This window comes from Sinorhizobium sp. GQ132, from assembly GCF_059758575.1.
In genome coordinates, this window is the sequence record NZ_JCAXDX010000005.1 from 147355 (window position 1) to 159897 (window position 12543).

The 12543-nt window shown below is 63.4% G+C and carries 7 protein-coding genes; all 7 read right to left on the minus strand.

The window, feature by feature from the left end:
• Nucleotides 1-4: 4 nt before the first annotated feature.
• On the minus strand, nucleotides 5-1447 hold the full coding sequence (glgA, locus tag AC6CIG_RS14860) for a glycogen synthase GlgA (RefSeq protein WP_127709103.1): 1443 nt from the start codon (nucleotides 1445-1447) through the stop codon (nucleotides 5-7).
• 6 nt (nucleotides 1448-1453) lie between these two features.
• A complete protein-coding gene (glgC, locus tag AC6CIG_RS14865; RefSeq protein WP_003533906.1) occupies nucleotides 1454-2716 on the minus strand; it encodes a glucose-1-phosphate adenylyltransferase in 1263 nt (420 codons plus the stop codon).
• 113 nt (nucleotides 2717-2829) lie between these two features.
• Entirely contained in the window at nucleotides 2830-5040 is a 2211-nt protein-coding gene (gene glgB, locus AC6CIG_RS14870; RefSeq protein WP_018096733.1) for a 1,4-alpha-glucan branching protein GlgB, read from the minus strand.
• Complete coding sequence (locus tag AC6CIG_RS14875; protein ID WP_437412140.1) at nucleotides 5037-7514, minus strand: glycogen/starch/alpha-glucan phosphorylase; 2478 nt, start codon at nucleotides 7512-7514, stop codon at nucleotides 5037-5039. The genes glgB and AC6CIG_RS14875 overlap by 4 nt, the downstream gene beginning before the upstream one ends.
• 198 nt (nucleotides 7515-7712) lie before the next feature.
• Nucleotides 7713-8972 (minus strand): vWA domain-containing protein, encoded by a 1260-nt coding sequence (locus AC6CIG_RS14880; RefSeq protein WP_127709099.1) that lies wholly within the window; start codon nucleotides 8970-8972, stop codon nucleotides 7713-7715.
• A 177-nt stretch (nucleotides 8973-9149) separates the two neighbouring features.
• The gene (locus AC6CIG_RS14885) at nucleotides 9150-10037 is read right to left on the minus strand and encodes a transglutaminase family protein (RefSeq protein ID WP_164866793.1); all 888 of its coding nucleotides are present in this window, start codon (nucleotides 10035-10037) and stop codon (nucleotides 9150-9152) included.
• 5 nt (nucleotides 10038-10042) lie between these two features.
• Nucleotides 10043-12451, minus strand: a complete 2409-nt coding sequence (locus AC6CIG_RS14890; protein WP_127709095.1) for a circularly permuted type 2 ATP-grasp protein — start codon at nucleotides 12449-12451, stop codon at nucleotides 10043-10045.
• Nucleotides 12452-12543: the final 92 nt, after the last annotated feature.

The following is a 12543-nucleotide window of genomic DNA, read 5'->3' on the forward strand; positions in this document are numbered from 1 at the left end:
CTGTTTAGCCTTTCGCGAGAAGAGCGGAGTAAAGCGAGACGTAGCGTTCCGCGCTTTTGGCCCAGGAAACGTCGGATTTCATGCCCTGGTTCTGCAGGCGTGCCCAGAGCTTGGGTTCATTGTATGCGCGCAGGACGCGCCGGATCGCAAGTTTTAGCCCGTCGGTGGTCACCGGCAGGAAATGAAAGCCGGTCGCGCACTTCGCAGACAGCGCCGCCTCGTTGGCGTCGATGATCGTGTCGGTGAGACCGCCGGTGCGGGCCACGACCGGAACGCAACCATAGCGCAGGCCATAGAGCTGCGTCAGGCCGCAAGGCTCGAAGCGCGACGGAATGAGGATCGCATCGGCGCCTGCCTGCATGAGATGCGACAGCGGCTCGTCATAACCGGTCACCATGCCGATATGTCCGCGGTGGCGCGACGCGGCTGCCATAAGCGCGCTTTCCAGCGCCGGATCGCCGGAGCCGAGCACGACGAGCTTGCCGCCGAGAGCCACGATATCGTCGGCGGCTTCGGCGACGAGGTCCATGCCCTTCTGCCAGGTGAGGCGGCTGATGACGCAGAAGATCGGCCCCGGACCTTTTTCGAGGCCGAAACGCTCTTCCAGCGCCTTGCGGTTGCCGGCGCGCCGTTTGAGCGTGCCGGGCCCGTAATGCGCCGGAAGGTGCGGGTCCGTCTGCGGATCCCACGTGTCTCCGTCGATGCCGTTGACGATGCCCGTCAGGTCCGCGACACGGCTCGACAGGAGCCCGTCAAGACCCATGCCGAACTCGGGCGTCAGGATTTCCTGCGCGTATGAAGGGCTGACCGTCGTGATTGCGCTTGCCGTCTGCAGGCCGCCTTTGAGGAAGCCGACATCTCCATAATATTCGACGAATTGCGTGGAGAAGGCTTCCGGCGGCAGCGCCAGTTCAGGGAACACCGAGGCGCCGAACTGACCCTGAAAGGCGATGTTGTGGATCGTCATCACCGTCGGCAGGTCCGGCGCCGGGCCAAAGCGCATATAGACGGGGGTGAGTGCCGTCTGCCAGTCGTGAACGTGAACGATGTCCGGCTTCCAGTTGGAGATGATGCCGTTCCCCGCGATCTCCGCAGCCGCCAGCGAGAGTGCGGCGAAGCGTCGGAAATTATCGGGGTAATCCCGCCCGGTCGAATCGAGATAAGGGCCACCGTCCCGGGCATAGAGAGCGGGCTGGTCGAGGACGAGCAGGTCCATTCCGTTGACCTCGGCGGCAAGCACCGTGGCTGGATGGCCGAAGAGGTTGTCGAAGCGGCCGACCGTTTTTTTCTTCTTCAGCTTCTTCAGCACCGAGGGATAGCCGGGCACCAGCGTGCGCGTCCGCACACCATGCGGGAGAAGTGCGGAGGGCAGCGCGCCGACGACATCGGCGAGGCCCCCCGTCTTCACCAGCGGGTAGACTTCGGACGCAACTGACAGGATGTTCATACGCGGCTACATTCCCAGCTTGTCGATCATCGTTTGCGTGATCAGGCAAACGCCGCTCTCCGTGCGGCGGAAGCGTTTAGCATCGAGTTCCGGATCGTCACCGACGACCAGGCCCTCCGGAATGACGACGCGGCTGTCGATGACGACATTGCGCAGAATCGAATGCCGACCGATCGTCACGTCAGGGAGAACTACGGCATTTTCGAGTCTGGAGTATGAATTCACCCGGACGCCGGTGAACAACAGGCTCCTGTTGAGAGCGGCACCCGAGATGATGCAATCGCCCGATACGAGCGAGGACGTGGCCGAGCCGCGGCGGTTCTCGTCGTCATGGACGAATTTGGCCGGCGGCTTGATTTCAGAGAAGGTCCAGATCGGCCAGGTGCTGTCGTAGATGTCGAGCTCGGGCGTGATATGGGTGAGATCGATATTGGCCTGCCAATAGGCGTCGATGGTGCCGACGTCGCGCCAATAGGCCTCGCGCTCGAAGTCTGACCGGACGCAGGAATGGGTGAAGCGGTGGGCCACCGCTTTGCCGTGTTCGACGATGTAGGGAATGATGTCCTTGCCGAAGTCGCGGCTCGATTTGGGATCGGCGGCATCCCGACGCAGCATGTCCATCAGGAATTTCGTGTGAAACACGTAGATGCCCATGGACGCGAGTGCCATGTCCGGATTGCCGGGGATGCCCGGGGGATCGGCCGGCTTTTCGACGAAGGCGATGATGCGGTCCGCGTTGTCCACATGCATGACGCCGAAGCCCGTCGCCTCCATGCGCGGCACTTCCAGGCAGCCGACGGTCACGTCGGCGCCCGAATCGACGTGCTGCTGCAGCATCAGTTCGTAGTCCATCTTGTAGACGTGGTCGCCGGCGAGAATCACCATGTATTCGACGCCATGGTCCTCGATGATGTCGATGTTCTGATAGACCGCGTCGGCGGTGCCTTCGTACCACTGCGTTTCGGAGACACGCTGGCTCGCCGGCAGGATATCGAAGCTCTCGTTACGCTCCGGCCGGAAGAAGTTCCAGCCGCGCTGGAGGTGCCGGATCAACGAGTGGGCCTTGTACTGCGTGGCGACGCCGATGCGCCGGATGCCGGAATTCAGCGCATTTGAAAGCGCGAAATCGATGATCCGCGCCTTTCCGCCGAAATAGACGGCAGGTTTCGCACGCCGGTCGGTGAGTTCCTTGAGCCGGCTGCCGCGGCCGCCGGCGAGAACATAGGCCATGGCATCACGGGCCAGGGGTTGCGTACGTTTTTCCACCATTTATCCTCCCCAAAATCATTTCGGGGGACTGCTTGGCGCCTCTTCGACGCCTCGCGCCCAAACGATTTCCTCCTGTTCCGCCCGTCGAGCCAGTCCCCGTCGGGCGGGACGCTCTAATCCTGCTCCAGCATCAGCGTCGCCAGAGGCGGCAGCGTGATGGTGGCGATTGTCTCTCCGTTCGCTCTCTTCTCTGCCTGGACGGCGCCGCCGTTGCCCTTGCCACTGCCTCCATAGATTTCCGCGTCGGTGTTGAGCACTTCCTTCCAGCGCCCTGCCACGGGAAGCGGTATGTCGTAATGCTCCCGGTAAACCGGAGTGAAGTTGGTGACGACGGCGACCAGCTTCTCTCCGGGCGCCTTCCTGAGCCAGGCGAAGACGGAATTTTCGCGGTCGTCGGCAATCAGCCATTCGAAGCCGTCGCCCTCGCAGTCGCGCGCATGCAGCGCCGGCTTCGAGCGATAGGTGCCGTTCAGGTCGCGCACCAGACGGCGCATCCCCTCATGCAGATTGTATTCGAGCAGATTCCAGTCGAGGCCGCGGTCCTCGGACCACTCGCGCCATTGGGCGAATTCCTGTCCCATGAAAAGGAGCTTCTTACCGGGATAACCCCACATGAAGCCGTAATAGGCCCGGAGATTGGCGAATTTCTGCCAGTCGTCGCCGGCCATCTTGGCGATCAGCGACCCCTTGCCGTGGACGACCTCGTCATGGGACAGCGGCAGCACGAAATTCTCGCTGAAGGCGTAGAGCAGCCCGAAGGTCATGTCGTTGTGGTGGAACTTCCGGTGCACGGGCTCGCGCGAGAGATATTGCAGCGTGTCGTGCATGAAGCCCATGTTCCACTTGAAGCCGAAGCCGAGCCCGCCCGCATGCACCGGGTGCGAGACCTTCGGCCAGGACGTCGATTCCTCGGCGATGGTCAGTACGCCCTGGTGAATGCCGTAGATGCGGGTGTTCAACGTCTGCAGGAAACGCACGGCCTCGAGATTTTCGTTGCCGCCATATTCGTTCGGCACCCATTCGTCATGCTTGCGCGAATAGTCGAGATAGAGCATCGAGGCGACCGCATCGACGCGCAGGCCGTCGACATGGAACTTTTCCGCCCAGTAAAGAGCGTTGTTGACCAGAAAGGCGACGACCTCCTGACGGCCGAAATTGTAGATTGCCGTGTTCCAGTCGGGATGGAAACCCTGGCGCGGATCCGCATGCTCGTAAAGCGCGGTGCCGTCGAACCAGCGAAGCCCGTGTTCGTCGGTCGGAAAATGCGCCGGCACCCAGTCGAGGATGACACCGATCCCCACCTTATGGCAGCCGTTGACGAAACGGGCAAAGCCCTCCGGCTCGCCGAAGCGTGCGGTCGGCGCATAGAGACCCGTGGTCTGATAGCCCCAGGACGGATCATAGGGATATTCCGAAATGGGCAGGAACTCGATGTGCGTGAAGCCCATATCGACGCAATAGGGGATCAGCCTTTCCGCCAGTTCGTCCCAGGTGAGCATGTCGCCATTGTCGCGGCGCTGCCATGAGGCGGCATGGACCTCGTAGATCGAGATCGGCTGGCGGCGCGGATCGATCTCGGCCCAGTGACGACGATGCGCCTCGTCCTCCCAGTCCTGGGCGATCTCGCCTGCGGTCATCGAAGCCGTGTCGGGCCTGAGCTCCGAGCGTCGGGCAAAGGGGTCGGCCTTCAACGGCAGCAGCGTGCCATTGCTGTCGACGATTTCGTATTTATAGGGCGTCCCCACGGGCACGCCGGGAATGAAGATCTCCCAGATGCCCGTGTCGGCGCGCAGGCGCATGACGTGCCGGCGTCCGTCCCAGTCGTTGAAACTGCCGACCACCGACACGCGGCGGGCGTTCGGCGCCCAGACGGCGAAGTGAAAGCCCTCGGCGCCGTCGTGGCTGATCGGGTGCGCGCCCATCTTGTCGAAGAGGCGAAGATGCGAGCCCTCGCGGATATAGTAGTCGTCCATCGGCCCGAGCACGGGGCCGAAGCTGTAGGGATCGATGACGGTCCACTCGCCGCCGTCGTTGCGGGCGCGGTAGCGGATAGGCTGCTCCTTGCGCAGCGCCACCGGACCCTCGAAGAAGCCGGCCTCGTCGCGCCGCTCGAGCGTGCCGAGTTCCTTGCCGCTGAGCGTTTCCGCGACCACCGTGTCCGCGCCCGGCACGAAGCACCGGGCGATATAGGTCTTGCCGGCGGCATGAACGCCAAGGACGGCGAAGGGGTTGCTGTGGGTACCGGAAAGTATTGCCGCGATTTCCGGCGCTGGCAGCATGCCTGACGGGGCGGGGGCTGGGTCCTTGCCGGGCGGAACCGTCATCCGGCTCTCCAGATCTCTCCGGCATATTGCCGGATCGTGCGATCGGACGAGAACCAGCCCATGCGGGCGGTGTTGCGGACCGCCTTCGAATACCAGGCGGACGGCGTGGTCCAGAGCTGGTCGATCTCGCGCTGGGCCTTGGCATAGGCCTCGAAATCGGCTGCAACCATGAACCAGTCGTGGTTGTAGAGCCCGTCCACGAGGCCGGAGAAGCGATTGCGGTCGTCGGGCGAGAAGACGCCGGAAGCGATCGCATCGAGCGCCTGCGAGAGTTCGCGCGAATTTTCGATGACGGCGCGCGGATTGTGTCCTTCCGCTCGCGCCTTGCCCACCTCCTCGGCGGTCATGCCGAAGATCTTGATGTTTTCCTCACCGACCCAGTCGCGCATTTCGACATTGGCGCCATCGAGCGTGCCGATGGTCAGCGCTCCGTTGAGCGCGAACTTCATGTTGCCGGTGCCCGAGGCTTCCATGCCCGCCGTCGAGATCTGCTCGGAGAGATCGGCCGCCGGCACCATGACTTCCGCAAGCGACACATTGTAGTTGGGGACGAAGACGACCTTCAGGAGCCCGCGGACGGCCGGATCGTTGTTGATGACGCGGGCGATGTCATTGGCAAGTTTGATGATCAGTTTGGCGTTATGATAGCTCGGTGCCGCCTTGCCGGCGAAAAGCTTGACGCGCGGCACCCAGTCGAGCTCCGGATGGGAGCGGATCTGGTCGTAAAGCGCCACGGCTTCGATTAGATTCAGCAGTTGCCGCTTGTATTCGTGGATTCGCTTGATCTGGATGTCGAACATCGCCGAGGGATCGATCCGGATGCCGAGATTCGCCTGGACCAGCTTTGCCAGCCGCACCTTGTTGGCGCGCTTGACGGCTGCGAAGTGCTCCTGGAAATCCGCCTTGTCGGCAAAGGCGTCGAGGGCCTGAAGCGCCTCGGTATTGTCCATGAACTCGTCGCCGATCGCCTCCCGGATCAGGCCGAAAAGACCCGGATTGCACTGCATCAGCCACCGGCGCGGCGTGATGCCGTTGGTCTTGTTGTTGATGCGGTCCGGATAGAGCCCGTGAAGGTCGGCGAAGACCGTTTCCTTCATCAGTTCGGTGTGGAGAGCCGATACGCCGTTGATCGAGTGCGAGCCGACGAAGGCGAGATTGCCCATGCGCACCCGCCGGTCGCCCGTCTCGTCGATCAGCGAGATGTTGCGGATCGCCTCGTCCGTCGCGTGCCTCTCCCGGCGTGCCTCGATCAGGATCTTGGCGTTGATGGCGTAGACGATCTGCATGTGGCGCGGCAGCAACCGCTCGAAGAGGGGAACGGGCCAGCTCTCGAGCGCCTCGGGCAGCAGCGTGTGGTTCGTATAGGAGAAGGTCCGCCGAGAAATGTCCCAGGCCTGTTCGAAACCGAGCCCGTGGACATCGGTCAAGAGACGCACCAGTTCGGCGACGGAGACCGCCGGATGCGTATCGTTGAGCTGGATGGCGACGGCGTCCGGCAGCGACGTGAAGTCCGGATATTGCTGCAGATGACGGCGCAGGATGTCCTGGAGCGAGGCGGAGGAGAAGAAATATTCCTGCCGGAGCCTGAGTTCCTGGCCGGCCGGAGTAGCGTCGGCCGGATAGAGCACGCGCGTCAGGCTTTCCGCCTTGTTGCTTTCGCGCAGCGCCCCGATATGGTCGCCGGCATTGAAGGCGTCGAGCAGGATGGGGTCGATCGGCTGCGCGGCCCAGAGGCGAAGCGTGTTGACGCGCGTTGCCCGCCATCCGACGGCCGGCGTGTCGAAGGCGGTGGCGATAACGCGCTCGGCCGGCTTCCACACGTAGCGCTGCACTTCCTCGTCGATGTTGACCGTTTCGACGCTGCCGCCGAAGCCGATCTCGTAGGAGCTTTCGCGGCGCTCGAATTCCCAGGGGTTGCCGTGGGCGAGCCAGGTCTCCGGCAGTTCGACCTGCCAGCCGTCGGCCATCTGCTGACGGAAAAGGCCGTGCATGTAGCGTATGCCATAGCCGTATGCAGGCACGTCGACGGTCGCCATGGATTCCATGAAGCAGGCGGCGAGGCGGCCGAGACCGCCATTGCCGAGCGCCGCATCCGGCTCCAGAGCCGCGACCACGTCGATGTCGACGCCGAGCGAGGCGAGCGCATCGCGCATCTCGTCCATGAGGCCGAGATTCGTCATCGCGTCGCGCATCATACGGCCGATGAGGAATTCGAGCGACATGTAGTAGACGCGCTTGGCGCCGGTCGAATAGGTCTTGCGGGTGGAGTCCATCCATTTGTCGGTGATGCGGTCACGCGCCACGAGGATGGCGGCCGTCAGCCAGTCGTGCGGCTTGGCGACTTTCGGGTCCTTGCCGATGCGGTATTTCAGACGCTCGAGGATCTCGACTGCAAGCTGGCTGGGTTCCGAGGATCTGAGGGCGGGTTGCGGCAGTTCGGTGGTTGAGAGCCGAGTCATCATGAGAACTGTCATACCCTTATTGCATTTCGGAAAGCCCCAGGTCGGAACCGACCAGGTTCAAGGGCAATTTATGCATCGATCCGAAGCGCTTGCAACAGGTGTTTTTAAAAGGATTAAAACAGCAGATGCTTGTCAGCCCCCGCTTCCGGCAGCAGTTGAACATCAAGGCCGCCCGGCAGGACCGGGCGGCACTTCAGCCGGACTCCCGGGTCATTTCGTCAGGCGGGAAGCCAGTGCAGAGGCGCGTTCGCCGATCGCCTTGAAGGCGGCGACCAGATCGGACGCCTCGTCGGCTTCGAAATAATGCGAGGAGGACGAGGCGCAGTATTTCAGCAACTTCTGGCCGCGGTCCGGCGCCATGAAAGCTACGCTGTAGATCTGAACCTTGCTCGCCTTGGCCGTGTCGCACCATTGTTTCGTGACGGTATCGTCATTGGCGTAGTTGTTTTCGCCGTCGGTCATGAAGACGATGTACTTCGTCGGCACCTGTCCGTTCCTGGCGCCGTGCGCGCTGTCTTCGGTCAGGGCTGTCACCTTCTGGTAGGCGGTCTTGAAGGCGCTGCCGGAGGCAGTTCCGCCCGTTGCCACGAGGGCGTTGACATAGTCGGCTGCACCCTTCGTGCCCCAGGAGAGACCGCTCGCCGTGTCCTGAGCGGAGTTGTAGGAAACCGCGCCGGTACGGACATAGATCGATTCCGGGTCCGCCGTCACAAGCTGGCGAAGGAGGTCGGCGACGGCTGCCTTCAAAGCGTCGACCTTGGTGACGTAACAGGGGCTGGTCGCCTTCAGGTCAGGATACTTGCTCCAGTTCGCTTCCGTGTAGTTTTGGCATTTCGCCTTTGCCGTGTTGACCGTGTTGGTCTTCCACGCCATCGAACCGGAGCGGTCGAGCACCAGATACATGGACAGGGCGTTCTTGCTCTCCGTTGCGCTCTGGGCGGTCGACTGAGTTTCGATCTCGACCGACTCCTGTCCGAGCAAGCGTGTCATCGCATTGAGCTGGAGGCGGTGTTTGTTGGCGACCGTGACCTGGAACGACATCCCCTTCGCGCCGTTCGCCGTCGCGGCGATATTGATCTCCGTCGTGTTGATGTCGTCCCATTGTGGTGCTGCGGCCGCCGGTCCCTCGCTCTCCGAAGCCCGGCGGGTGCCAACCTGCTGTTCCTTGCCCGGCATGTCCGTCGCGGAGGCCACTGCCGTCTGGGTCTTCAGGAACTTGCGTGCGATCGCCTTCGCTTCTTCGATGTCCGGTCTCGCATCGGATACGAGCGCGGAAGCCGCCGCGAGCGCTGCCGCGTCGGTTGCGTCCTGAAGCTGGTTCTTTGTCATCAGCATGTTGGCGACATCGACGGACACTCCGCCGACGGCCAGGAGCAGCGGCGCGAGCAGCGCCGTCATCATCCCGAAATTGCCGCCCCGATCGCGCAGCATCGCCAAGAAGGATCGGCTTATGATTGAACGTCTTCGCATCTGTGAACACCCCAGCAAATACATTGCAAGCCCAGGGCGACAATTAGCGGCGATACCTTGCTCTCAAGTTCAGGAAATCGGTTGAATTTTAGCGAAGTTCCTGAAAAACCCATGGCTTCTAATGGAAATCTCGCCCGGTGCGGCCGTGCCGAAGCAGGACATATGTGCCGTTTCGGGTCAGCCGACGGGTACGACGTCGACGGCCTGCTCCGTCGTGTGACGGCCGTAGCCCTTCAGCACCCCGATCACGGGGGCGACATCGCCGTAGTCGCGGCCATGGCCGACGACGATGTGGTCGATGCCGGCCGGAATATTGTTGGTAGGATCAAGCTCCATCCAGCCGCCCGTGGTGCCGCACCAGAAGCGGACCCAGGCATGCATCGCGTCGGCGCCTTCCAGCCGGTCCTGGCCCGGCGGCGGCAGGGTTCTCAGGAACCCGCTGACATAGCCGGCGGGGATCCCGAGGCTGCGCAGCGCCACGATCATCACATGGGCGAAGTCCTGGCAGACGCCGCGCTTCAGCTCGAAGGCCTCGCCGGGGGCGGTGTTCACGGTGGTCGCTTCGGGGTCGTAGGCGAAGTCGCGGTGGATGCGATCGCAGACGGCGGCTCCGATCTGCTCGACCGTCATGGCGTTGCCGGCGATCGCGCGGGCATAGGCGGCGATCTCCGGCACGGCGGGAAGGAGCGGGCTCGGACCCAGGAAATGATGCGGGGATTCGGCGTCGACCGACCAGCAGGCGGCAAGCTCGGACGCAAGACCGCCGAGCGGAGGCGAGAGGTCGGCCGTGAGCGCCGGCGCCTCGGCCTGGACACGCGCCTGCATCCGCATGACGAGATGGTCATGCACGGAGCGGAACAGGATCGACGTCGTGTGATTGGCGAAGAAATCCTTGCCTTCCCGGCGTTCGAAGGGCACCGGCTGGCAAGTCACGGATCCGGCGACAAGACGTTGCCGCCCGGGAATGGATACCGGCAAAACACGTAAGAGATGTCTTCCGCCGCTTACCGGAGCTTCGTAACCGTAGGTGATCTTCAGGCTGATGTCGTAGAGCACGGCAGCCATCTCCTTCAGCCGAGATAGGTCTGCGCCAGCAGTTCGGACAGCCGTTCGAGATCCTGCATCAGGCGCCTGTAGACGGCCATATCCATCTGCTCCGGCGTCATGATCGCAAGCCCGGAATGAAGCCGCATCGTCTCGCGATAGAACGGTGACATCTGCCCGTTGACGAAGGCATTCGGCAGGAGCTCGACCTCTTTCTTGATCTCGTTGAGCTGATAAAGCACCGAGCGCGGATTGAGCGGATCGAGCGCCAGAAGGTCGGTGACCGTCGGTGCCGCTGTGTTGACGTTGTAGCGCCGGCGGTGCGTCATGACGCTGTCGCCGATCTCCAGCAGCATGTCATAGGCGCCGTCGGGAGCCTCCGGGCCGGACATGTGGCCGAGCAGTCCCGTCATCTGCAGGCCGCGTTCGAGATAGCGTCCGATCGACAGGAACCGCCATCCCGTGAAGCGATACATGTTTTCGTGCACCAGGCCCGCGAAGCCGGCGAGTTTTCGCAGAAGGACCGTCATCGCGTGCGTGGCGTCGTCGCCCGCCTGCACGGTCGCGTGGAACTTCCGCGCCGTTCTGGAGAGGTCGTTGAGCGCGAGCCACCCGTCCGGCGAGAAGCGGTCGCGGATGTTCCCGGCGCTGAAAAGGGCGCTGTCGATGCTGGAAAGCAAGCTGTCCGGTACCGGCTCTCCGGTGTTGATTCCGAGTACGGCGAGGTAGTCGCTCACGTCCTTCAGGAGCGGCATGTTGGCATCGGCGGATTCGGCGAAACGCCCGTGCCAGGCGCGCAGAACCCGAAGGGCGCCTTCCGCCCTTTCTATATAGCGGCCGAGCCAGAAGAGGTTGTCCGCAGCCCGGCTGGGCAGGCTGCCGGGCAGGTTTCGGGTGAAGCTTTCCTCCGCCGGAAGCAAGGTCGTGCGGTCAACGGGCTTGCCGCTCACGATCCAGACGTCGGCGGCAGTGCCGCCGGCCTGCATCGCTATTGCCGCCACGTCATCGCCGGAGCCGATGCGAGCGAAGCCGCCCGGCATGATCTGCCAGCCGTCGCGCGTGCGCGCGGCAAACACCCGGAGGCTCATCGGTCGAGGTGTGAGCCGGCCAAGCACCCAGGCCGGCGTCGTCGACAGCGTAACGGCCTCCTGGCCCACCAGCTTGCCGCCATCCGCGGCGAGCCATTCGCCGACGGAGGTCCCGGCGCTTTCGCGAAAGGAGGCGCCGAGTACCGACTGGCCTTCGTCGTCGAAGAAGGGCCGCGTCGAATAGGCCGGGCCGATGACCATGCGCTCGATATTGCCGGCGACATGCCGCCGTTCGGCTTCCTGTCCGCACCACCAGGTGGCGATCGACGGCAGCTTCTGCTCCTCGTCCAGCAGATGACGGCAGATCGCCGGCATGAAAGCCAGGAAGGCACGCGTTTCCAGGATACCGGATCCGAGTGCATTGACGATCGAAACGGAGCCGGCCCTCAGCGCCTCGACGATACCCGCGGTGCCGATATGGGAGGATTGATTGAGTTCCAGCGGATCGGCAAACGATGCGTCGAGGCGGCGCCAGAGCACACCGACGGGTTTCAGGCCGGCCACCGTGCGCACCATGACCCGTCCCCCGACAACCGTCAGATCCTCGCCCTCGAGCAGCATGAAACCGAGATAGCGGGCAATGTAGGCATGCTCGAAATAGGTCTCGTTGGCGAAGCCCGGCGAGAGCACGGCAATGCGGTCGTCCGCATGCTGCTTGTGCCCCTGCAGCGTGTCGCGGAAGGCCCCGAAGAATCCAGCCAGGCGATGGACATGGCTTTCTGCATAGAGGTCGGAAAAGGCGCGCGTCGTCGCCACCCGGTTCTCGAGCGCAAAGCCGGCGCCGGAGGGTGCCTCGGTCCGGTCGGAAAGCACCCACCAGTTTCCGTCGGGGCCGCGTCCGATCTCGAAGGAGCAGAAGTGCAGAAAATGTCCGTTCGCCGGTTCGAGACCGACCATCGGGCGCAGGAACTCCGGATTGGAAGCGATGAGCGCGGGGGGCAGAAGGCCGGCCTTGACTAGCCGGTTCTCGCCATAGACGTCGGCAAGCACCCGCTCGAGCAGTTCGGCCCGCTGGACGAGGCCGGCGGAAACCGTGGCCCATTCCGCCTCGTCGATCAACACGGGAATGTGCGAAAGCGGCCAGCCGCGCTCGGAATTCTCCTTGCCGTAGGCGCGATAGAAGACTCCGGCATCGCGCAGATACCGGTCCGCGCGGGCGAAGCGGTTGGCAAGATCCGTCTCGTCCATGCGGCCGAGCGTGCCGAGCAGTCGCTGCCATACCGGCCGGACGTTGCCGCGCGCGTCGAGCATTTCGTCGGCGACGCCGGGCAAGGCGCGATAGCCAAAGGCCCCGCCGCCCTCGATTCGGCTCATCTGTTCCGGCCCTGCCGCCTGCCTCTTCGCCATTCCAACTCCTGCCGGACGCCCCGCTCGCGCAACATCATCGGCTGAGCCGCCGATTCCGATTCGACCATGTATCACAAATATGGAATGTTTCG